Source organism: Streptomyces sp. NPDC001980 (assembly GCF_040296885.1).
In the GTDB taxonomy this organism is placed as follows: domain Bacteria; phylum Actinomycetota; class Actinomycetes; order Streptomycetales; family Streptomycetaceae; genus Streptomyces.
In genome coordinates, this window is record NZ_JBEOYD010000002.1 from 14,331 (window position 1) to 35,433 (window position 21,103).

The 21,103-nt window shown below is 73.8% G+C and carries 19 protein-coding genes; 11 read left to right on the forward strand and 8 right to left on the reverse strand.

Going from position 1 to position 21,103, the window contains the following annotated elements; translation table 11 throughout:
* Positions 1-2 precede the first annotated feature (2 nt).
* On the forward strand, positions 3-866 hold the full coding sequence (locus tag ABT137_RS02445) for an alpha/beta fold hydrolase (protein ID WP_351701184.1): 864 nt from the start codon (positions 3-5) through the stop codon (positions 864-866).
* On the forward strand, positions 863-1,864 hold the full coding sequence (locus ABT137_RS02450) for a VOC family protein (RefSeq protein WP_351701186.1): 1,002 nt from the start codon (positions 863-865) through the stop codon (positions 1,862-1,864). The genes ABT137_RS02445 and ABT137_RS02450 overlap by 4 nt, the downstream gene beginning before the upstream one ends.
* On the opposite strand, the gene ABT137_RS02455 is transcribed toward ABT137_RS02450, so the two are convergent.
* Positions 1,861-2,340, reverse strand: a complete 480-nt coding sequence (locus tag ABT137_RS02455) for a MarR family winged helix-turn-helix transcriptional regulator (protein WP_351701189.1) — start codon at positions 2,338-2,340, stop codon at positions 1,861-1,863. The genes ABT137_RS02450 and ABT137_RS02455 overlap by 4 nt on opposite strands.
* A gap of 193 nt (positions 2,341-2,533) precedes the next feature.
* Between ABT137_RS02455 and ABT137_RS02460 the strand changes: the two genes are divergently transcribed.
* The 5 genes from ABT137_RS02460 (at position 2,534) to pgm (ending at position 6,906) form a co-directional block, all read left to right on the forward strand.
* Positions 2,534-2,695, forward strand: a complete 162-nt coding sequence (locus tag ABT137_RS02460) for a hypothetical protein (RefSeq protein ID WP_351701192.1) — start codon at positions 2,534-2,536, stop codon at positions 2,693-2,695.
* Positions 2,692-3,747, forward strand: coding sequence for an enoyl-CoA hydratase/isomerase family protein (locus ABT137_RS02465; protein WP_351701195.1), 1,056 nt, complete (start codon positions 2,692-2,694; stop codon positions 3,745-3,747). Before ABT137_RS02460 ends, ABT137_RS02465 begins: the two co-directional genes overlap by 4 nt.
* A 245-nt stretch (positions 3,748-3,992) precedes the next feature.
* Positions 3,993-4,214, forward strand: coding sequence for a CbtB domain-containing protein (locus ABT137_RS02470; protein ID WP_089103609.1), 222 nt, complete (start codon positions 3,993-3,995; stop codon positions 4,212-4,214).
* A 22-nt stretch (positions 4,215-4,236) separates the two neighbouring features.
* A complete protein-coding gene (locus ABT137_RS02475) occupies positions 4,237-4,992 on the forward strand; it encodes a CbtA family protein (RefSeq protein ID WP_351701198.1) in 756 nt (251 codons plus the stop codon).
* A 273-nt stretch (positions 4,993-5,265) separates the two neighbouring features.
* The gene (pgm, locus tag ABT137_RS02480) at positions 5,266-6,906 is read left to right on the forward strand and encodes a phosphoglucomutase (alpha-D-glucose-1,6-bisphosphate-dependent) (RefSeq protein ID WP_351701201.1); all 1,641 of its coding nucleotides are present in this window, start codon (positions 5,266-5,268) and stop codon (positions 6,904-6,906) included.
* A 27-nt stretch (positions 6,907-6,933) separates the two neighbouring features.
* On the opposite strand, the gene ABT137_RS02485 is transcribed toward pgm, so the two are convergent.
* Positions 6,934-10,251 carry an ATP-binding protein gene (locus ABT137_RS02485; protein ID WP_351702319.1) on the reverse strand — a complete coding sequence of 1,106 codons (3,318 nt, stop codon included), beginning with the start codon at positions 10,249-10,251 and terminating at the stop codon, positions 6,934-6,936.
* A 200-nt stretch (positions 10,252-10,451) separates the two neighbouring features.
* On the opposite strand from ABT137_RS02485, the gene ABT137_RS02490 reads away from it, so the two are divergent.
* Entirely contained in the window at positions 10,452-11,144 is a 693-nt protein-coding gene (locus ABT137_RS02490) for a hemerythrin domain-containing protein (protein ID WP_351701204.1), read from the forward strand.
* A gap of 3 nt (positions 11,145-11,147) precedes the next feature.
* Positions 11,148-12,062, forward strand: a complete 915-nt coding sequence (locus ABT137_RS02495; RefSeq protein WP_351701207.1) for a pyridoxamine 5'-phosphate oxidase family protein — start codon at positions 11,148-11,150, stop codon at positions 12,060-12,062.
* On the opposite strand, the gene ABT137_RS02500 is transcribed toward ABT137_RS02495, so the two are convergent.
* The 6 genes from ABT137_RS02500 to ABT137_RS02525 form a co-directional block, all read right to left on the reverse strand.
* Positions 12,028-13,560 carry an alpha/beta hydrolase gene (locus ABT137_RS02500; RefSeq protein WP_351701210.1) on the reverse strand — a complete coding sequence of 511 codons (1,533 nt, stop codon included), beginning with the start codon at positions 13,558-13,560 and terminating at the stop codon, positions 12,028-12,030. The two genes, ABT137_RS02495 and ABT137_RS02500, sit on opposite strands and share 35 nt — an antisense overlap.
* Complete coding sequence (locus tag ABT137_RS02505) at positions 13,557-14,723, reverse strand: serine hydrolase domain-containing protein (protein ID WP_351701213.1); 1,167 nt, start codon at positions 14,721-14,723, stop codon at positions 13,557-13,559. Before ABT137_RS02505 ends, ABT137_RS02500 begins: the two co-directional genes overlap by 4 nt.
* Before the next feature lie 105 nt (positions 14,724-14,828).
* Positions 14,829-16,106: an RNA polymerase sigma factor gene (locus ABT137_RS02510; RefSeq protein ID WP_351701216.1), complete on the reverse strand. Its 1,278-nt coding sequence runs from the start codon at positions 16,104-16,106 to the stop codon at positions 14,829-14,831.
* Positions 16,103-16,444, reverse strand: coding sequence for a YciI family protein (locus ABT137_RS02515; protein ID WP_351701219.1), 342 nt, complete (start codon positions 16,442-16,444; stop codon positions 16,103-16,105). The genes ABT137_RS02510 and ABT137_RS02515 overlap by 4 nt, the downstream gene beginning before the upstream one ends.
* A complete protein-coding gene (locus tag ABT137_RS02520) occupies positions 16,441-17,175 on the reverse strand; it encodes a nuclear transport factor 2 family protein (RefSeq protein WP_351701222.1) in 735 nt (244 codons plus the stop codon). The genes ABT137_RS02515 and ABT137_RS02520 overlap by 4 nt, the downstream gene beginning before the upstream one ends.
* Before the next feature lie 93 nt (positions 17,176-17,268).
* The gene (locus ABT137_RS02525; protein WP_351701225.1) at positions 17,269-18,615 is read right to left on the reverse strand and encodes an FAD-binding protein; all 1,347 of its coding nucleotides are present in this window, start codon (positions 18,613-18,615) and stop codon (positions 17,269-17,271) included.
* 178 nt (positions 18,616-18,793) lie between these two features.
* Here ABT137_RS02525 and ABT137_RS02530 point away from each other — a divergent pair, with 178 nt between their 5' ends.
* Together ABT137_RS02530 and ABT137_RS02535 are read left to right on the forward strand one after the other, a co-directional pair.
* Positions 18,794-20,464: an enoyl-CoA hydratase-related protein gene (locus tag ABT137_RS02530; protein WP_351701228.1), complete on the forward strand. Its 1,671-nt coding sequence runs from the start codon at positions 18,794-18,796 to the stop codon at positions 20,462-20,464.
* Positions 20,461-21,042 (forward strand): hydrogenase maturation protease, encoded by a 582-nt coding sequence (locus tag ABT137_RS02535; protein ID WP_351701230.1) that lies wholly within the window; start codon positions 20,461-20,463, stop codon positions 21,040-21,042. Before ABT137_RS02530 ends, ABT137_RS02535 begins: the two co-directional genes overlap by 4 nt.
* The last annotated feature ends 61 nt before the right edge of the window (positions 21,043-21,103 follow it).

A 21,103-nucleotide genomic window follows, 5' to 3' on the forward strand; every position in this document is an offset into this window, starting at 1 on the left:
CCATGACCACACAGAACCAGCCGCCGTCCATGCACGAGTCCCTGCTCGACGTCTCGGGCAAGAAGATCTTCGTCGCGGAGACCGGCGACGGCCCGCCCGTCCTCCTCCTGCACGGTGGCGGTCCCGGCGCCTCGGGAGTCTCCAACTACGGCCGCAACATCGCCGAGTTGGCCAAGGAGTACCGGGTCATCGTGCCCGACCTGCCCGGCTACGGCCGCAGCACCAAGGGCGTCGACGGGAGCGACCCGTTCGGCTACCTGGCCGACCACATCCGGGGCGTGCTGGACCGACTCGGCCTGGACAAGGCCCACCTGGTCGGCAACTCCTACGGCGGCGCCTGCGCGCTGCGCCTGGCCCTGGACACCCCCGACCGGGTCGACCGCATGGTCCTGATGGGCCCCGGCGGCATCGGCACCACCCGCGCCCTGCCCACCCCCGGTCTCCACAGCCTCCTCGACTACTACTCGGGGGACGGTCCTTCTCGGCCGAAGCTGGAGAAGTTCATCCGCACCCACCTCGTCTTCAACGCGGCCGGGGTGCCCGACTCGGTCATCGACACCCGTTACCAGGACAGCATCGACCCCGAGGTCGTCGCGAACCCGCCCCTGACCCGTCCGAAGTCCCTGCGCACCGTATGGAAGATGGACTTCACCCGTGACAAGCGTCTGGAGCGGCTGCCGGTGCCGACCCTGGTGCTGTGGGGCGCCGCGGACGGGGTCAACCGGCCCGGCGGAGGCCGGATGCTGGCCGAGCGCATGCCCAACTGCGACCTGTACATGGTGGCGAACACCGGGCACTGGGTGCAGTGGGAGCGCGCGGAGCTGTTCAACAGTCTGTGCGCGGACTTCCTGGCAGGCCGGCGATGAACGCGGATCCCGACGTCTTCGGGTCCGTCCATCTCGGCTACATCGTGATGGAGACCAACAGGTTCACCGACTGGCGCCGTTTCGGCACCGACGCCATCGGTATGCACCACGACGACCTCTCCCGCGACCTGATGAGGTTCCGCCTCGACGACCACGCATGCCGGTTCCTCCTGCGGCGCGGCCCCGCCGAGGACGTGGTCGCCATCGGCTGGCACCTCGACGACCACACCACCTTCGAGCAGATCGAGGCCCGCGTCCGCGCGCACGGCGTCCCCGTCGCCACGGGCACCGCCGAGGAGGCAGGACTGCGCGGCGTCGAGCGACTGCTGCGCTTCGCCGGCCCCAAGGGCATCACCCAGGAGATCTACACCACCCCCGTCCTCGCCGCGGACCCCCTGACGATGCTCGCGTCCGGCTGGGTCACCGGTGACTCCGGGATGGGCCATGTCGCCATCACCTCGGCCAGGCCCGCCCTGACGCGCGGCTACTTCGACACCGTCTTCGACGCCCGTCTCACCGACTACATCGACGAGACCATCAGCGGCGTCAAACTCAAGATCCGCTTTCTGCGGGTCGACGAACGCCACCACTCCATCGCCATCGCCGCGGTCCACGGCCTGCCCATCGACCCGATCCGCACCCGGGTCCAGCACCTCAACATCCAGGCGGCCTCCCTGGACGACCTGGCCCGCAGTTACGAGCGCATCCACGAACTCGGCTTCGACATGGCCCTGTCCGTCGGGCAGCACACCAACGACAGGGAACTCTCCTACTACGCCCGTACTCCCTCGGGCTTCGAGTGGGAGATCGGCTGGAACCCCCTCGTCGTCGACGAGTCCACCTGGGAACCCAGCACCCACCAGGGCATCAGCGTCTGGGGCCACACCCCGGTCGGCCAGACCATCGTCGACAGGCTCGGCCAGTTCCGCATCGCCGCCCGCTCCCTGCTCCACCCGGAGAAAACCGTCCCCGCGCTGAGCGGCGGCGGCATCCCCTAGACCGACGGCCTGCCCGCGTCGTCCGTCGCGGCGAGGATGCGGCGGCCGATCTCATGCAGTTGCCGGACCTGGGACCGGGTCAGCGGGTCGAGGACCATGCGGCGTACGGCGGCCACGTGGCCGGGTGCCGCGGCGGCGACCTTCTCCCAGCCCGCTTCCGTCAGCGTCGCCACGGTGAAGCGGACGTTGTCGGGGTCCGGCTCCCGGCGCAGCCAGCCCCGGTCCTCGAGCCGCTTGGCGACGTGGGAGAGCCGGGACAGCGAACCGTTGGCGAACATCGCCAGCTCGCTCATCCGCAGGGTCCGGCCGGGTGCCTCGGAGAGTCCCGCCAGCACCTGGTACTCGAAGTGACTGATCCCCGCGTCCCGCTGCAACTGCGCGTCCAGCTCCGCCGGCAGCCGGACCAGCACCCCGGCCAGCACGAGCCAGCACTGCGTCTCGTCGTCCGTCAGCCAACGAGGCTCGGGAGTCTCCATGGGAAAAGGCTAGCTTGACGGCTCAAGCGTCTTTACTCGTAGGTAGGTTGTCACTCAAGGCCAAGTCCCCACCGGGCAAAGCATGTTCACCCCTGCCATGAACGGAAGGGCAGTCATGGGGGACGAACGGCCACGGACCGGGTGGATCGGCTGGTCCGTCCTGGCCGCCGACCCTGGCCGGCGGTGAGGGTCGGTGCGACTGAGGCCCGGGACGCCCTTCGACGGGTCGGCGTGCTCCGGACGCAACGGTCAGGAGAAGATCGTCCCCGACCCACGCGTCCACCCGCTCCCGGAAGGAACCGACGAGATCATGCTCCTCATCGTGGCCCGCGGCCCGGCGGAGGTGTCCGGATGACCGGCGCCGAGGAACACGTCCTGCTGCACGTCGACGGACGCGCCGCGCACCTCACGCTCAACCGGCCGAAGGCCATCAACGCGCTGTCGCACGCCATGGTGCGCCGTATCGACGAGGCGCTCACGGCGTGGGAGCGGGACCCGGCCGTCCAGACCGTCGTCATCACCGGCGCGGGGGAGCGCGGCCTGTGCGCGGGCGGGGACATCCGCGCCGTCCACGACGACGCCAGGGACGGCGACGGGTCGGCGGCGGCCGCGTTCTGGCGGGACGAGTACCGGCTCAACGCCCGCATCGCCCGGTACCCGAAGCCGTACGTCGCGCTCATGGACGGCATCGTGATGGGCGGCGGGGTCGGTGTCTCGGCGCACGGCCGCGTCCGGATCGCCACCGAGCGGTCGCGGATCGCCATGCCGGAGACCGGGATCGGCTTCGTGCCCGACGTCGGCGGCACGTATCTGCTCGGCCGCGCGCCCGGCGAACTCGGCACCCATCTCGCCCTGACCGGCGCCCAGATCGGCGCCGCCGACGCCATGCTCTGCGGACTCGCCGACCACTCCATGCCGTCCGGCTCGATCCCCGCGTTCGTCGCCGACCTCGCCGCCCTGCCGGTACCCGAGGCGCTCGCCCGGCAGGTACGGCAGGCGCCCGAGGGGGAGTTGGCCGGGCACCGGGCGTGGATCGACGCCTGCTATGCGGCCGACACCGTCGAGGAGATCGTCCAGCGGCTGTTCGCGCACGGCGACCCGGCGGCGAAAGAGGCGGCGGACACCCTGCTCACCAGGTCACCCACCGCCCTGAAGGTCACGCTGGCGGCGCTGCGCCGGACCCGGCGACTCGGCACGCTGGAGCGGGTCCTGGACCAGGAGTACCGCGTCTCCTGCGCGACCCTCGCCACCCATGACCTGGTGGAGGGCATCCGCGCCCAGGTCGTCGACAAGGACCGCACCCCGCACTGGTCCCCGGCCACCCTCGCCGAGGTCACCGACACCGACGTCGACCGCTTCTTCGCCCCGCTCGGCGAGCGCGAACTGGGCCTCGCCCCACCCGCCTGAGCCGCCCCACCGGCCGCCCAGCAGGCGCGAGATGAAGATCACGCCTGGTGGTGCGGTCTTGGCCGTGCCCCTGACACGCGGTACGGTCTGTCCGATATCGACGACGGCGAGACGGAACCCGGTGGGAATCCGGAACGGTCGCGCCACTGTATGCGAGAGCCCCAGGGCTGCTCGTGAGTCAGACCCGTGGCCGTCGTCCTGTGCACCACCGAGTTGGGACGCGAACTCCCAGAGGAGGTCCTGCCATGGCGCAGACCGTCGCTCCGCCGACAGCCACCACCCCCGCCGTTCCCGCCAAGCTGCCGCTGTCCGCGATAGCTCCCTGGGCGGTCTTCTTCGGCATCCTGATGCTGATCCTGCTCTACTTCGTCGGCGCCGAACAGGGTGCCACCTCCGTGTTCAGCGGCACGGACGTCCACGAGTGGGTGCACGACGCCCGCCACCTGCTCGGCTTCCCCTGCCACTGACGCGAGGGACGCCGTACCACCCATGAACTCCGCAACGGTCCGGAACCTCCTGGTGCGGGGCATGCTCGCCGGCCTGGCCGCCGGCCTGCTCGCCCTCGTCGTCGCCTACGTACTCGGTGAGCCGAACGTCGACAAGGCGATCAGCTTCGAGGACGCCCATTCGCACGAGCACGAGATGGAGGTCGTCTCCCGCTCCCTGCAGTCCACCGCCGGCCTGGCCACCGGTGTCCTCGTCTACGGGGTCGCCTTCGGCGGCATCGCCGCCCTGGCCTACTGCTTCGCCCTCGGCCGCGTCGGCCGGTTCTCGCCGCGGGCGACGGCGCTGCTGCTGTCCGGCTGTGCCCTGGTCGCCGTGTACGTGGTGCCGTTCCTGAAGTACCCGGCCAACCCGCCGTCGGTGGGCGACCCGGACACCATCGGCAAGCGGACCACGCTGTACTTCCTGATGATGCTGCTCAGCGTGCTCCTCGCGGTCGCCGCCACCATCCTCGGCAAGCGGCTCCAGCCGCGGCTGGGCACCTGGTGGGCGACCGTGCTCGCGGTGGTCGCGTTCGGCGTCCTCATCGGGCTGGCGTACCAGTTCCTGCCGGTCGTCAACGAGGTGCCGGCGGACTTCCCGGCCACCCTGCTGTGGCGGTTCCGGCTCTCGGCGCTCGCCATCCAGGCGGCGCTGTGGGGCGGATTCGGCCTGCTGTTCGGCGAGTTGGCCGAGCGCGTCCTCAACCCGAAGCCGGCGAAGGCGCCGGCCGCCGCACGCACGGTGCCCGCTCCACACTGACCGGCGCCGCACGACGCCACGGCGGCACACCGCACGACACGAGAGGGCCCACCGGAACCGTCCGGGGGCCCTCTCGCCTTCGCTCACCTCGGCCTCGACCGGCCGGCGGCCGTCCACGAACAGCGCACACCCGTTGCGGTACGTCTGCTGTGAACCCGCCGTGAACCCGCCGTGTCTTCGGCGCGCGGCCGGTGCCGCACTCGCGTCCGGGGCCGCTGACAAGGAAAGATGGGCGGCGAGCGATCGATCAACGACTGCGGAGGAAGTGGACTCATGCCGCATGAGCGAGCGGGCCGGCCGGCGGCTCCGGAGGACCTCGTCGACGTGGCCCGGCTGGTCACGGCCTACTACGCGCTGCACCCCGACCCGTCCGACCCGGGCCAGCGGGTGGCGTTCGGCACCTCGGGACACCGCGGATCGTCGCTGACGACCGCGTTCAACGAGGACCACATCGCCGCCACCAGCCAGGCCATCTGCGAGTACCGGAGCGGCCAGGGCACCGACGGCCCGCTCTTCCTCGGAGCCGACACCCACGCCCTGTCCGAGCCGGCCAAGGTCACCGCCCTTGAGGTGTTCGCCGCCAACGGCGTGACCGTCCTGATCGACAGCGCCGACGGCTACACCCCCACCCCCGCCGTCTCGCACGCCATCCTCACCCACAACCGGGGCCGTACCACCGGCCTCGCGGACGGCGTCGTGGTCACCCCCTCGCACAACCCGCCCGCCGACGGCGGCTTCAAGTACAACCCGCCCAGCGGCGGCCCCGCCGCCTCCGACGCCACCTCCTGGATCCAGGACCGCGCCAACCAGATCATCGCGGGCGGGATGAAGGACGTACAGCGCATCCCGTACGAGCGGGCGCTCGCCGCGCCGGCCACCGGCCGGTACGACTTCATGGGCGTCTACGTCGACGACCTGCCCAGCGTCCTCGACCTCGACGCGGTCCGGGCCTCCGGGCTCCGCATCGGCGCCGACCCGCTCGGCGGCGCCTCCGTCGCCTACTGGGGCCGGATCGCCGAACGGCACCGTCTCGACCTCACCGTGGTCAACCCGTACACCGACCCCACCTGGCGGTTCATGACGCTGGACTGGGACGGCAAGATCCGCATGGACTGCTCGTCGCCGTACGCGATGGCCTCGCTGATCGAGAAGCGGGACGAGTTCCGCGTCGCCACCGGCAACGACGCCGACGCCGACCGGCACGGCATCGTCACCCGCGACGCCGGCCTGATGAACCCCAACCACTACCTCGCCGTCGCCATCTCCTACCTCTACCGCCACCGCGAGCAGTGGGCGGCGGGCGCCGGCGTCGGCAAGACCCTCGTCTCGTCCTCGATGATCGACCGGATCGCCGCCGACCTCGGCCGTCAACTGGTCGAGGTACCGGTCGGGTTCAAGTGGTTCGTCGACGGACTGGTCAGCGGCGCCATCGGGTTCGGCGGCGAGGAGTCGGCCGGCGCCTCCTTCCTGCGCCGCGACGGCTCGGTCTGGACGACCGACAAGGACGGCATCCTGCTCGCCCTGCTGGCCTCCGAGATCACGGCCGTGACGGACAAGACCCCGTCCGAGCACTACGCCGGCCTCACCGCCCGCTTCGGCGAACCCGCCTACGCCCGCATCGACGCCCCCGCCACCCGCGAGGAGAAGGCCCTCCTCGGCAAGCTCTCCCCGGCCCAGGTCACCGCCGAGACCCTGGCGGGTGAGCCGGTCACCGCCGTCCTCACGGAGGCCCCGGGCAACGGCGCGGCGATCGGCGGCATCAAGGTGACCACGGAGAACGCCTGGTTCGCGGCCCGCCCGTCCGGCACCGAGGACGTCTACAAGATCTACGCCGAGTCCTTCCGGGGCCCCGACCACCTGGCCCGGGTGCAGGATGAGGCCAAGGCGGTGGTGAACTCCGCGCTCGGCGGCTGACGACGGGGACGGCCCGGTGCCGGGTCGTCAGGTCGCGAAGGTGCGGCGGCGGGCCCGGGCGTCGGCCAGGTCCGCCGCGGCCCGGCGGGCGTCCGCCGCGAGGTGGGCCGAACCCCAGGCGAGCGCGGTGCGTTGGGCCAGCGCGTAGCCCTCGGCCGCCGCCCGGTCCTCGCCGAGCAGCCGGTCCAGGTCGGCGAGGGCGTGCGCGAGCGGACGGCTCGCGTACGCCGCGCCCGCCGCGCCGGCCAGCTGGTCCCGCAGCGGCCGCAGGTGCCCGAGGAGGGCGGCCGCCGTGTCGTGGTCCCGGTGCAGCACGGCGAGCTGGGCGCGGAAGTCGAGCTCCAGGCCGTGGAGATGGTCCCGCGGCGGTTCCGCGGAGACGGGTACGGCCAGCGCCTCGTCGAGTCTGCCCAGGCGCGCCAGGACCAGTGCCCACGCCACCGCGACCTGGCCGGGCGCCGACTCGAACACGGCCCGGACCAGCGGCTCGACGTCGGCCGCACGGTCCTGGACGAGCCGCATGGTGATCAGCCCGAGCGTGCGCAGACCGGTGGCGTGGTGGGCGCCCACCCGCTGCAGCAGAGTGTCCGCCTCGGCATATCCGGCCTCCGCGGCCTCGAAGCGCCCGGTCACGCAGGCCAGCATGGCGGTGGTCGCCGCGCTGAGCCCCTGCGCCCACACCAGTCGGTAGCGGCGGGCGAGCACCACACCCTCCGCGGTGTGCCGGTGCACGGCCGCCGGGTCGTTGCGGGCGGCGGCGGTCATCGCGTCCAGGTTCTCGCAGACCCAGCGATAGGCCGGCAGGTCGTGGGCCCGGGCGAGGTCGCGCAGCTCGGCGGTGAGCGGCGGCCGGGTGCCGGCCCGGGTCTCGTGCGGCAGCAACCGGGCCGAGGTCATCAACGCGGCGGCCATCAGGCGCGGTTCACCGTCGGCACGGGCGAGCGCCAGCTGGGCGCGGGACGCCTGCAGGGCCCGGGACGGGTCCTCGGCGGCCACCGCGTCGACGAGCACCTGGAGGACCCGGGCCCGCGTCGGACCGTCAAGGCCGGTATCGGCCGCGAGCCGTTCGAGACGGGCCAGCGTGGTCCGGTCGAACGGCCCTTCGAGCCGGCTGCGCCAGGGCGCGGGCTCGGTCCAGGCCCCGTACACGGCCGCGACCAGGTCGCCGCGGTCGGCCTGTTCGGCGAGTTCCACCGCGCGCTGCCGGGTGCGCCGGGCCGTGTCCGTGGCGCCGGTGCGCACCTGGGCGCCGAGGAGCCGTACCGACAGCTCGATCAGCCGGTCGGGCGGGGTGTCGTCGTCGCCCGTGGCCGCGGTATGGGTGTCGATCGCCTGCTGGATCAGGGTGACGGCGACGTCGTGGGCGTAGCGCTGCTCGGCGGCCTCGGCGGCCCGCAGTGCGTAGTCGACGGCGAGCGGGGCGTTGGCCGTACTGCCGGAACGGGCGAAGTGATGGGCCAGTGCGGCGAGTTCGCCGGGACGGTGGTGGCGCAGGAGGCGCGCGACACGGGCGTGCAGCCGGGAGCGACGGGCGCCGGACAGGTCGGCGTAGACGGTGTCGCGGACCAAGGCGTGCACGAACCGGACACGGCCGGGCCCGGGTTCGGCGAGCAGGTCGGCGGCGAGCGCCGCGTCGAGCCCCTCCAGCACCTGCTCCTCGTCCGCGTCGGCGGCATCGACGAGTAGGGCGACCTCGGCCTCCAGACCCAGCACGGCGGTGAGCTGTACGACGGACCGGGCGGCGGCGGGCAGCAGGGCGAGGCGCCTGCGCAGCACGTCACGCACCCCCTGGGGGACCTCGGAGACCGCGACCAGGGCGCCCTCGTCGGCCAGGAGCCGGGCGCTCTCCAGGACGTAGAACGGATTGCCGCCGGTGCGTTCGGCGAGCGCCGCCACGGTCTCCGGAGCCACGGGCGCGCCGCAGACGGCGTCCACCAGGGTGGCGGTGTCCTGGAGCGGCAGGCCGCCCAGCGCGATCCGGTGCGGGGCGGCCGGGGCGAGGTGGGCGAGGGTCTTGACCAGATGCTCGCCGACCTCGGCGGGCCGGTACCCGGCGACGGTGAGCAGGGGCACCCCGGTGACGGCGGCCGCTGCCTCGACCAGGGCCAGGGTCTCGGCGTCCGCCCGGTGCAGGTCCTCAAGCAGGACGGCGACGGGCGCCTGGGAGGCCGCGGCGCGCAGCCAGGCGGCGAAGGCGCGGTGCATGCGGAAGCGGCCGGCGCTGGCCTCGCCGTCCGTGGTGGGGGCGGCCGTGCTCGGCTCCGGCAGCAGTACCGTCAGCTCCTCCGGCCTGGCCGGGGGCACCTCGCGGGCGAGCGCGCCGAGCGCCTCCACCCAGGCCCAGGCGGGCGGTGCGCCCTCGTACTCGGGGCAGCGCCCGATCACCACCCGCCAGCCGGCCTCGCGCAGCCGGGCCGCGGCCCGGTCGAGGAACGCGGACTTGCCCGCCCCGGCCGCGCCCGTCACCAGCACCAGGCCGCCGCCCTGGCGTGCGGCCCGGGCCGCCCCGTCCAGGGCCCGCAACTCCTGGCCCCTGCCGATGAACAGACCGGGTCCGGTGCGCGCGGGGAGTTCGGCGACGGGCTCGGGCACGGCCGCCCGCAGCACGTCGAGCCGCCCGTTGAGCACGGCGTGCTCCACCTCCCGCAGGGCGGACCCGGGATCGCAGCCGAGCTCGGCACGCAGGACGGCGCCGGCGCGGCGCAACGCGGCGAGGGCGTCGGCCTGCCGGTCGCAGGCCCAGTGGGCGAGCGCGAGCAGCCGCCAGCCCTCCTCGCGCAGGGGACTGTCCCGGACGAGCGACTCGGCGTCGGCCGCGGCCTGTGCCGCCCGGCCGGTGCGCAGATCCGCGCCCACGGCCAGCTCCCGGGCCTCCGTGTACAGCCCGGTCAGCCGGGCCACCTCGGCGGCGGCCCACTCCTCGTCCGCGTGCTCGGCGAAGGCCGGCCCCCGCCACCAGCCCAGTGCCTCGGCGAGCAGCCGCCGGGCCTCCTCGGCCGGGGCGGTGCGGGCGCGCCCGACCCAGGTCTCGAACCGCCAGGCGTCCACCGCGTCCGCGGCCAGCCGCAGGGCGTACCCGGGCGCCACGGTGACCAGCACGGTGGCCGGGGCCCGCGGCGGGCGCCCCGGCTCCAGCGACCGGCGCAGGTTGGACAGATAGGCGTGCAGCGACACAGCGGCCTTGGCCGGCGGCTCACCCCGCCACAGCGCGTCCGTCATCCGGTCCACCGGTACGACACCGCCCCGGGCCGCGATCAGCAGGGCCAGCACGGCGCGCTGTCGCGGAGCGCCCAACTCGACCGGCATCCCGGCGACTTCGGCACCCAGCGGACCCAGGACTCGCATACGCAGCACGCCGCGGGAATTTACCCGAGCGTCGCCTTGATCCTGTCAACAGACGTTAAACGCGGGCTGCACGGAGCCGCCGGACCGACCGCCGCACGCACCGCCGGGCCGACCGCCGAGCCGACCGCCAAGTGGACGCCAAGAGGGGTGAGCAACGGTGGGCGGCTGACGCAGACACCAGATCGTTGGAGCAAGCAAGCGTGTCCCTCAACAGCAGCCACGGCGCCTCCGCCACCGCAGAGCGTCCTCATACCCACGAAATGGTCGTGGTCCACCGGGTCTTCCGCCGCGAGTCGGCGCTGCTGCCCCGGCTGGTGCGTGCCGTGCCCGACGGCGACCGGGCCGGTGCGGCGCGGGTCGCCGCCGCCCTGCGCGACTACACCCTCGGCCTCCACCACCATCACCACGCCGAGGACGAGCTGATCTGGCCGCTGCTGCGGGCCCGGGTCGCCCCCGAAAAGGCGCTGGTGGACCGGATGACCGAGCAGCACGAGGCGATCGACCGCACTTTGACGGCCGTCGCCGAGTGGACGCCCGTGTGGGAGGAGTCCGGAGACCGGATACCCGGCGAGGAACTGGCGCTGGCCCTGGACACGCACCGGATCGCGCTGCTGGAGCACCTCGACGAGGAGGAGCAGTCGCTGCTCCCGCTGATCGCCGGGCATCTCACCGTCCCGGAATGGGAACTGGTCGGACAGCGCGGCCTGGAAGGGCTGCCGAAGAACAAGCGCCTGCTGGCCCTCGGCGCGATCCTGGAGGAGGCCACCCCCGAGGAGACCGCCTTCTTCCTGGGCAGGGCCCCGCTGATCGGCCGGCTGCTGTGGCGGGCCGTCGGCCGCCGCCAGTACGCCGCCTACTGCCGGAGCATGCGTGCCCCGCTGGACGGAGAGTAGACCATGGCCCTCCTCGACTCCGCCCCGCTCGACGTCCTCGACGCCTACCGGACCTGCGAGTTCGCCACCCTGGGCCGGGACGGCACCCCGCTCGCCTGGCCGACGGCCGTGCGCCGCCGCCCGGACGGGACGCTGCTGCTCAGCACCTCCCTGGCGTTCGCGCAGAAGGCGCTGAACATCCGCCGGGACGGCCGTGTCGCCCTGCTCTTCTCCGACCCCACCGGCAGCGGCCTGGAGCAGGCCCCGCAGATTTTCGTCGGCGGCCGTGCCGACTGCCCCGACGAGATCATGACCGGGCCGGAGGGCGCCGAGGACTACTGGCGGATGCTGTTCGAACGGCAGCCGCACAGCAGGTCGTACGTCACGGCACCGATGCGGCTGGTGATGGACTGGTACTACCTGCGGCTGCTGATCACCGTGACGCCGCAGCAGGTCGTCGTACGGTCACCGTTGCCCGTGTCCGACGCGCCCGCGGCGTCGGCCGGTGAGCTGGTCGGCGCCGCGCAGCTCGCCCGCTTCCCGACGGCGGTGCTCGCCGCGCGCGACGCCTCCGGGGCGCCGGTACTGGCCCGGACCCGGCCGGTGCCCACGGGCGAGGGTTTCGCCGTGGACGTACCGGCCGACTGCCCGGCCGCCGCGGGCCCCGCCGCCCTGCTGGTGCACCGGCACGACGAGCGCCTCAACCACATGCACAACGCGCTCGTGCGCGGCGAACTGCGGGCCGACGGTACGGGATGGGTGCTGGCCCCGAGCAAGGTGGTGGAGCCGATGGGGTCGGGCCGGGTGAGCGACGCGGTGAGCGTGCTGCGCAGCACGAGGCAGGCCACCGACCGCTATCTGCGCCGGCGCGGCCTGCCCCGGCCGCGGGTGCGGTGGGCTGAGTTCAGGGCGCTGGCACAGGACGCGCGGCGCAGGTGACGTCCGTTGCCGGCAGCCGCCCGGTGGCGAGATACGCGTTGACCGTGCCGTCGGCGCAGCCACTGCCGTAGACCCCGAACACCGCGTGCTGGTCCGCGCCGCGCAGCGTCACCAGGCGGGAGCTGGGCCAGTCCCGGTGCACCGCCTGCGCGCCCTCGTAGACGGTGCGCGGGTCGCCGGTCGCGTTGACGAGGAGGGCCGGCAGGTCGTCCCTGATCGTGGTCGGGCGCTCGCGCGGCGGGTCCCAGAAGGCGCACGGCCCGATGTTGTTGGTCACAGGCCCGAACAACGGGTCCTGCATACGGGCCCGTTGGACGTCACGCCAGTACGTCTCCGGGTCGCGGGGCGCTCCGACGTCCCCGCAGAGGATGGCCATCTGCACACTGCCGTACTCCGACTCGGAACCGGTCAGCACGAAGCCGAGCGTGTCGGCGAGCCACGGACTCGGGTCGACGGTCCTGCCGTCGGCCGCGTCACGCAGGTCGCGGACGGCCGCCGCGAGGTCGCCGTACGCCGCGTCGTTGTCCTGCGAGAGGCCGCTGAAGACGACCATCGGCGCGACGCTCTCGTCCACCCGGTAGCCGCCCACCCGCAGCGGCGCGCGCCCGGCGGCGGCCTGGACCCGGTCCACGACCCTCAGTACCGCGTCCCGGCTGCGGCCCAGGCCGTACGTCGTGTCGCGGGCGGCGGCCCAGGCGGCCCAGTCGCGCAGCGCGTGCCGGTTGGCGGGCTCCGAGCCGCGCAGCAGGCGAGGGCTGTACCGGTCGGGGTCGGCCACGCCGTCCAGTACGACCCGGTCCGTGCGGTCCGGGAACATCGTGGCGTACACCTCGCCCAGGTACGTGCCGTACGAGTAGCCGAGGTAGGAGATCCGCCGCTCACCGAGCGCCGCGCGGATCACGTCCATGTCCCGCGCGGTGTTCCGGGTGGTGACGTACGGCAGCACGTCGCCCTCGTACTTCCGGCAGTCGCGGGCGAGTTCCTCGGCGAAGGCGGTCGAGCGGTCGAAGCCGGCCCGGTCGTGCCCCGGGCTTCGGATCGCCGACCCCGTGGGCCAGTGGCAGTCCATGGGGGTGCTGCGGCCGACGAAACGGGGGTCCACACCGACCACGTCGTACCGCTTGCCGACGTCCTTCATCGCCTCCCGCACCCACGGCGGGTCACCGAGCGTCTGGCCGCCCGGGCCACCGCTGTTGAGCACCAGGGCGCCGACGCGGTGGGCGGTGTCGGCGGCCTTGATCCGGGAGACGGCGACCGTGATCGTACGGCCGCCCGGGTCGTCGTAGTCCAACGGCACGGTGACGTCGGCGCATCGGGCGCCCGCCTTCTCGAGGTCCTTGCCGGTGTCGTCGTCGGGGCCGAGCACGCAGCTCTTCCAGGCGAGGTGCTGGTGGTGGTAGCGGGCCAGTGGGTCCGGGGCGCCGGTGGCGGCCGGTGCGGTGCCGAGGGCGAGGGCACTCGCCAGGGCCAGGGCGGCCGTGGCCGCGAAGCCGGTCATGCGGAGGTCCTTTCGCTGTCGCAGAGGGACGTGTCGACGAGGTCCTGGAAGTCCAGTTCGGCCTGGAGGCTGTCCGGGACCTGGTTCAGGGCGACGGCCACGCTTCGGCCACCGGGGGCGACGGCGACCAGCGCACGATGCCCGCCGGGCACGGTCCCGGCATGCCCCCACCACACCCCGCCGCAGGACAGCGGCGACGAGATCAGCCCCAGGCCGTACCGGGCACCCGGCCACAGCCGGTCCGGGTCGGCCGCCACCGTCCGCTCCATCTCGGCGAGTCGGACCGCCGGCAGCAGCCGTCCGCCGAGCAGCGCGGTGGCGAACCTGGTGAGATCGCCCTGCGTGGACACGAGGGCACCGCCGACCCCGCCGAAGGACACGTTCCAGTCGGTGCCGTCGACGCGCCGCCCGTCGCCGGACGTGAAGTAGCTGTGGGAATACGGCCCTTGGAGACGGGTCTCGTCTCCCGGCCAGTAGGTGTCGTGCAACCCGAGGGGCCGGATCACCCGGCGGCCGATCTCGTCCTCGGGAGCGTGCCCGGTGACCTTCTGGACGATCAGGCCGAGGACCAGGTAGTTGGTGGTGGCGTAGTGCCAGGACCCCTGAGGGCGGGGGAGCCGGAGGGCCCGGGCGATCAACTCGCTCGCCTCGAAGTGGCGGTACCGCAGCCGCTCGGGGTGCTCCCACTCCGGTGCGTCGAGATAGTCGGGCAACCCGCTGGTGTGCCGCAGGAGTTGCCGAACGGTGATGCGCCGGCCGTCGTAGCCGTGGGCGTCGATCAGGCCCGGCAGGTAGTGGTCGACGGTGGCGTCGAGGGAGAGCCGGTGCTCGGCGGCGAGTTGCAGGACGACCGTCGCGGTGAACGTCTTGGTGACGCTTCCGACGCGCAGCCGGTCGGTGGTGTTCATCGGGCGGCCGGTGCGCAGATCGGCGGTACCGGCGGTCTCGGTCCAGCGCCCGCACGGGCCGTCGGCGAGAACCGAGGCGCCGACGATGTGGTCGTCAGCGGTCAGCCGGGTCAGCGCCCGTCGGACGCCGTCCTGCGGACCGCACCGTTCGGCCGGTCCAGGAGGCGACGACCGGGCGAGGGCCGGCGGTGCGGACGCCAGTACGAGTGCCGCCACCGATAACGCCAGGGCGGACTTCAGGGAGAACGTTGCCATGCGTCATCACGCTAGGCACGGGCCGCCCCGCGAGCACTCCAGCGGGCTGCCGCATTCCCCGTGGGGGCAACCCCCGGCCGGAGCCTGCGGCGAACCCCCGGGTGGCTACGCCGACCGGCACGCCGCGAGGCGCTTCGCCAGGAACCTGCGTTCCGCCGCGTTCTCCGCCAACTCCAGCGCCCGCGCGTACGATTCGGCCGCCTCCCGGGTACGCCCCATGCGGCGGAGCAGGTCGGCGCGGGTCGCGGGCAGCAGGTGATAGCCGGTCAGGTCGTCCTCCGCCTCCAGCTCCGCCACCAGGGCGAGCCCCGCCGCACCGCCCTCGGCCATGCCCACGGCGACCGCACGGTTCAGCCGGACCACGGGCGAGGGGACGTACCGCTGGAGTTCGCCGTAGAGGCCCGCGATGTCGGCCCAGTCGGTGTCGGCGGCGGCCGGCGCGGTGGTGTGGCAGGCGGCGATGGCGGCCTGGATCTGGTACTGGCCGGGGCGGCCCCGGCGCAGCGCGCCGTCCAGGAGCGCGGTCCCCTCGTCGATCTCGGCGCGGTCCCAGGCCGTGCGGTCCTGGTCCTCCAGGGTGACCAGGTCGCCGGCCGCGTCCACCCGGGTGTCCCGGCGGGCGTCGTGCAGCAGCAGAAGCGCGAGCAGCCCGACGACCTCCGGTTCGTCGGGCATCAGCCGGGCCAGCAGCCGGGCCAGCCGGATCGCCTCGGCGCACAGGCCGGTCCGCATCAGGTCGGCGCCGGCCGTGGCCGCGTACCCCTCGTTGAACAGCAGGTACAGCACGCCGAGGACGCCCGCCGTGCGCTCGGGCAGCAGGTACGCGGGCGGCACCCGGTACGGGATGCCGGCGTTGCGGATCTTCCGCTTGGCCCGCACCAGCCGCTGCGCCATGGTCGCTTCGGGGACGAGGAAGGCACGCGCGATCTCGGGCGTGGTCAACCCGGCCAGGGTACGGAGCGTCAGCGCGACCCGGGCCTCGATCGGCAGCGCCGGGTGGCAGCAGGTGAAGACCAGCCGCAGCCGGTCGTCCGCCACCCCGCTGTCGTCGTCCTCGCCGAACGGGTCGTCCGGGTCGAACGGGTCGTACGGCCCCTCGTCCCGTGCCAGCACCGCCGCCTCCCGCAGCTTCCGGGCCCCCACCGCCTCCCTGCGCAGCACGTCCAGGGCGCGGTTGCGGGCGGTCGTGGTCAGCCAGGCGCCGGGGCGGCCCGGTACTCCGTCGCGCCGCCACCGTTCCAGCGCCTGGGCGAAGGCGTCCTGCGCGCACTCCTCGGCGAGGTCCCAGTCGCCGGTCACCCGGATCAGGGTGGCGACGACCTGGGCCCACTCCTCGCGGAAGGCGGCGGCGACGGCCGCCTCGACCTCGTCCGTGGTGCTCACTCCCAGACCGGCCGTACCTCTACCGAGCCGCCGGCGAGCGCCGCGGGGTGCCGGGAGGCCAGCGCGATCGCCTCGTCGAGGTCGGCGACCTCGATGACGTCGAAGCCCGCGATGTACTCCTTGGTCTCGGCGAACGGCCCGTCGCTCAGCAGGACCTCGTCGCCCTGGACCCGGACCGTGGTCGCGTCGGCCCCGGGCCGCAGCCGGGCACCGCCCCTGACGACGTCGCGACTGCGCACGTGCTGGATGTACGAGGCGAAGCGCGGGTCCTCGGCGATCTCGGCCGGGCTCAGCTCCTCCCCGCCGACGGGGGTGCAGATGAACAGGACGTACTTCATGACTGCTTCGCCTCCAGGGGCACCGAGACGTGTTCATGGGCGATCAGCCAGCTGAAACCGGTGTCCCGGTAGCCGGTGGTCGCACGCACCACCCGGTCCAGGCGCTCCCCGGTCACCCGGGTGCCGTGGATCCGGACCAGGGCGTGGCTGAAGGTGCTGCCCTCCCCGGGACGCACGCGGAGTTCGAGCACCTCGCGGTGCACGGGCCCGGTCAGCGTCGCGAACCACGCCTCGACCGCCTTGCGCAGCGCACCGATCCCCGACTGCACCTCTGCACCGGCCAACCCGAAGGCCTCCACGTCGGGCGCGTAGCAGGCCATCAGCCGGTCGACGTCCCGGTCGCGGGCGGCCTCGGTCAGCTCGGCGTCGATACGGCGAACGGCCACCTCGGCGTCCTCCATCAGCCCCTCGTCCCAGAACGGGCGCACCTCCATCGCCCCGATGGTGGCCACGGGGTGCGCGGCGGCGATCCGTACGGCCTCCTCCAGGCCGTCGCAGTCGACGACGTCGAACCCGGCCACGTACTCCTTGGTCTCCGCGAACGGCCCGTCGGTCCGCAGCACCTCGCCGTCCCGTACCCGCACGGTGACCGCCCGGTCCGGCAGCTGCAGCCGGTGGCCGTACAACCGGGTCCCGCGCCGGACGCCGTGCTCCTCCACCCAGGGTTCGACCGGCGCCATCCCGGACGCGTCAGCGGTGTCGTCGCCGCAGACCAGCAGCATGTACTTCATGGTTCCTCCCGGTCCTCATGAGCTTCCTACACCCCACCGACGAACGGCACCCCGCGCAATCGACACCCCTGCGCCGAATTCCCGTGCCGTCGTTCACCAGCCCATGCCGTGCCCCCGGCCCAGGACGCCGTGCGGGTCGTGGCGGCTCTTCGCCTCGGCCAGGGTGCTCCACCCGCTGCCGTAGTGCTCCCGCCAGTCGCCGGGGGACATCGGCACCGCGTTGGCCGGATAGGCGACCGCGCCCTTCGCCCGCGCGAACTCGTACGCCGTGCGGTTGGCGGCCACCATCGGGTCGGCCGTGCCCGGGGCGGCGGTGCGCAGCAGGGCGAGGAGGTGGACGACCTCGCCGCGCGGGCGGCGGAACAGCGGGGCCCGCAGGGTGCGGGTGAGGAGGGGGTAGAGCAGGACCAGGCCGTTGCCGCGCAGGTCCCGGAAGGCGGGGTCGGCGAGAACGTCGGTCACGACGGACGCGGCGGTGTCGTCGGGCAGCAGAAGATTGAGCCAGGGGTGCGGGTGGAACCACTCGCCGGTCGCGCGCAGGACCTCCTCGTCGGTGGCGACCCGGTCGGCGAACTCGGCGTATCCGAGGTCCGTGCTCTCGGACGCGGTGAAGGAGAGGTCCCCGAGGAGGGTCCTGTCGTCGGGCGGGGCCGCTCCTTGGTGGGCGGCCACCGCCTCCACCATGTACGTCCAGTCGTCCGCGGTCTCCTCGGTGGGGCGGGCCTGGCCTTCGAGGTAGTCGAAGCGCCGGTCCGTCGCCAGCAGGCGCTGGTCGGCCAGGTAGGCGTCGAGGTCGCGGTAGTACAGGCAGTAGCGGCGGACCAGGTCGGGCGCGGGCACCAGGCGCAGGGTGGCCCGGACGATGACGGCCACCTGTCCCAGGCCGGCCAGGACCGCGTGGAAGAGGGCGCCGTGCCGGTCCGGCGAGCAGACCAGGTGCTCGCCGCCGCCGGTCACCACCTCCAGCTCCAGCACCGAGTCCGCGACCAGGCCGTGCCGGTGACTCGCGCCGCCCAGTCCGCCCACGCTCAGCACACCGCCGACGCCGGCACCGAGGTAGTCGGTGAGGACGGGCGGGGTGAGCCCGTACGGCAGGGTCGCCGCGAGCACGTCCCGCCACAGCGCACCCGCCCGCACCTCCACCCGGTCCCCGGTCACCGGCCCGACCGCGCTCAGCTCACGCAGGTCGAGGACGATCCCGCCGCGCGCCTGCCCCTGGCCGTACATCGAATGACCGCCGGCCCGCGCCACCACCGGGATCCCGCGCGGCCCGGCATACGCCAGCGCGTCCCCGACCCCCGCCGCCGACCGGGGCCGCAGCACACCCAGCGGCGGCGCGCACACCAGGTGGCCGAAGTCCCCCGCGGCCTCCCGCAGGATCTCCGGGCGGGTGTCCAGCAGTTCCACGAATCGTTCGGAGACACGGTCCGACGCCGTCACGCGGCACGCTCCAAAGAGGGATCGGTCGACACGGGCGCACCCATCTTCGCGCCGCGGACCCGGGACGGTCCCCGTTTCCCGCTCCGACGCCTGAACAGGGCCGCGCGGCGCAGGACGGCCGGCGAAACGCCGCACGGGTCCTTTCCGGGAGCCGCTGAAGCGGCGAATATGCCGCACCATGGACATTCTGCTCGTCGCGAGCGCGTTCAACAGCCTGTCCCAGCGGGTCTACGCCGAACTGTCCGACCTCGGCCACCGGGTGGACGTCGTCCTCGCCGGCCAGGGCCCCGACACCGTCCGCCGCGCCGTACGGGACCGGCGCCCGGAGCTGGTCGTCGCGCCGATGCTCAAGACGGCACTCCCGGAGGACGTCTGGCAGCGGCACACCTGCCTGATCGTGCATCCGGGACCGCTCGGCGACCGGGGTCCCTCGTCCCTCGACTGGGCCATCGCCGAACAGGCGGCCGAGTGGGGGGTGACCGTGCTCCAGGCCGAGGCGGCCATGGACGCGGGCGCGGTCTGGGCGAGCGAGACCTTCCCGGTGGCGCCGGTCGGCAAGAGCGACCTCTATCGCAACGAGGCCGCCGACGCCGCCCTCGCCGCCGTCCACCTGGCCGTACGCCGGTACGCGGACGGCTCGTACAAGCCGCGGCCGCAGAGCGATCCCGCGATCCACGGCAAGGTCGCCTGGCGGGACGTCTTCCGGCAGGAGCGGCGGCGCATCGACTGGGCGGCCGACGACACCGCGACGGTGCTGCGCAAGCTGCGCGGGGCCGACTCGCAGCCGGGGGTGCTGGACGAACTCCTCGGCCGTGAGGTGTTCCTGCACGGCGGCCACCTTGAGGACCAACTGCGCGGAGAACCGGGTGAGTTGCTGGCGACCCGGGCGGGCGCGGTCTGCCGGGCCACCCGCGACGGCGCCGTCTGGATCCCCGAGCTGCGCTCCCGCAAGAACTCCGGCGACCCCGCCCCCTTCCGCCGCCCCGCCACCGACGTCCTCGCCGGCCCGGACCTCCCCGAGCGCCCCGCCCCGCTGGAACTGCCCCCGGACCGCCGCACCTGGACGGACATCCGCTACCGGCAGCACGGCGACGTCGGCCTCGTCACCTTCTCCTTCCCCGGCGGCGCGATGAGCACCGGCCACTGCCGGCGCCTGCTCGCCGCCTACCGGTACGCCCTCACCCGGCCGACCCGGGTCCTGGTCCTCGGCGGCCGCCGTGACTTCTTCTCCAACGGCATCCACCTCAACGTCATCGAGGCCGCCCCGGACCCCGCCGAGGAGTCCTGGACCAACCTCGACGCCATGGACGACCTGGTCGAGGCCGTGCTGCGGACCACCGACCGGCTCGTCGTGGCCGCGCTCGGCGGGAACGCGGCGGCCGGCGGTGCCATGCTCGCCCTCGCCGCCGACGAGGTCTGGTGCCGGGCCGGTGCCGTCCTCAACCCGCACTACCGGCGGATGGGCCTGTACGGTTCGGAGTTCTGGACCTACTCGCTGCCCCGTCGCGTCGGTGCGGAGACCGCCCGGCGGCTGACGGAGGAGGCCCAGCCGGTGAGCGCCGCGACGGCCGCCCGGATCGGGCTCGTCGACCGGCTGGTGCCGGTCCCCGCGGAGGGCTTCACCGCCGAGGTCGAGCGACTCGCCGCCACACTCGCCGGAGCACCGGATCTCGATCGCCGCATCGCGGCCAAGGCCGCGGCGCGCCGGGCCGACGAGGAGGAACGGCCGCTCGCCGAGTACCGCAGGGACGAACTCGCCCGGATGCACGCTCTCTTCTTCGACCCCACCGCCGGCTACCACTCGCTGCGCTCCGACTTCGTCCGCAAGGTTCCGGGCGGTGCCCGGTGACGCGGCTGCTGGTGGCGGGCGTCGGCAACATCTTCCTCGGCGACGACGCCTTCGGCCCGGAGGTGATCCGCGCCCTGGACGCACGTCCGCTGCCGCCCGAGGTGCGGGTCCGGGACTTCGGCATCCGGGGCATGGACCTCGCCTACACGCTGCTCGACGGCTGGGCGGTGGTCGTGCTCGTGGACGCGGCCGTACGCGGCGAACGCCCCGGCACCCTCTCCCTCGTCGAGCCGGAACTCCCCGACGGCCGCCCGGCCGCCCCGCCCGAGGCGCACGGCATGGACCCGGCGAAGGTGCTCGCCCTCGCCGCCCACCTCGGCGAGGAGGCCCTGCCCCGCGTCCTCGTCCTGGCCTGTGAGCCCGGGGAGCCGCCGCGCGGCGACGAGGACATCGCCCCCGGGCTGAGCGCACCCGTCCGGGACGCGGTCGGCCGGGCCGTCGCGGCCCTGCACTCCCTGGTGCGGGCGCTGCTCGCGGATCCCCTGGTCACGCCCGCGTTGGACCGCCCGGAGGAATCCGCGGCCCCCGCCGCGGCCGGTCGCCCGCCGACAGCCGCCACCGGCACGGAGGATCGCTGAGCGGACCTGGTGAAGTCGGCTGCGGAACCGCGCGACCAGCCCCCACCGGCCCGCGGCAGAC

Excerpts from the sequence above, each read along its gene's own strand:
- ABT137_RS02445 (WP_351701184.1), top strand. The coding sequence starts at position 3 with ATGACCACACAGAACCAGCCGCCGTCCATGCACGAGTCCCTGCTCGAC.
- ABT137_RS02450 (WP_351701186.1), top strand. The coding sequence starts at position 863 with ATGAACGCGGATCCCGACGTCTTCGGGTCCGTCCATCTCGGCTACATC.
- ABT137_RS02470 (WP_089103609.1), top strand. The coding sequence starts at position 3,993 with ATGGCGCAGACCGTCGCTCCGCCGACAGCCACCACCCCCGCCGTTCCC.
- ABT137_RS02530 (WP_351701228.1), top strand. The coding sequence starts at position 18,794 with ATGGACATTCTGCTCGTCGCGAGCGCGTTCAACAGCCTGTCCCAGCGG.
- ABT137_RS02485 (WP_351702319.1), bottom strand. The coding sequence starts at position 10,251 with ATGCGAGTCCTGGGTCCGCTGGGTGCCGAAGTCGCCGGGATGCCGGTC.
- ABT137_RS02465 (WP_351701195.1), top strand. The coding sequence starts at position 2,692 with ATGACCGGCGCCGAGGAACACGTCCTGCTGCACGTCGACGGACGCGCC.
- ABT137_RS02505 (WP_351701213.1), bottom strand. The coding sequence starts at position 14,723 with ATGGCAACGTTCTCCCTGAAGTCCGCCCTGGCGTTATCGGTGGCGGCA.
- ABT137_RS02515 (WP_351701219.1), bottom strand. The coding sequence starts at position 16,444 with ATGAAGTACGTCCTGTTCATCTGCACCCCCGTCGGCGGGGAGGAGCTG.
- ABT137_RS02455 (WP_351701189.1), bottom strand. The coding sequence starts at position 2,340 with ATGGAGACTCCCGAGCCTCGTTGGCTGACGGACGACGAGACGCAGTGC.
- ABT137_RS02495 (WP_351701207.1), top strand. The coding sequence starts at position 11,148 with ATGGCCCTCCTCGACTCCGCCCCGCTCGACGTCCTCGACGCCTACCGG.
- pgm (WP_351701201.1), top strand. The coding sequence starts at position 5,266 with ATGCCGCATGAGCGAGCGGGCCGGCCGGCGGCTCCGGAGGACCTCGTC.
- ABT137_RS02475 (WP_351701198.1), top strand. The coding sequence starts at position 4,237 with ATGAACTCCGCAACGGTCCGGAACCTCCTGGTGCGGGGCATGCTCGCC.
- ABT137_RS02520 (WP_351701222.1), bottom strand. The coding sequence starts at position 17,175 with ATGAAGTACATGCTGCTGGTCTGCGGCGACGACACCGCTGACGCGTCC.
- ABT137_RS02500 (WP_351701210.1), bottom strand. The coding sequence starts at position 13,560 with ATGACCGGCTTCGCGGCCACGGCCGCCCTGGCCCTGGCGAGTGCCCTC.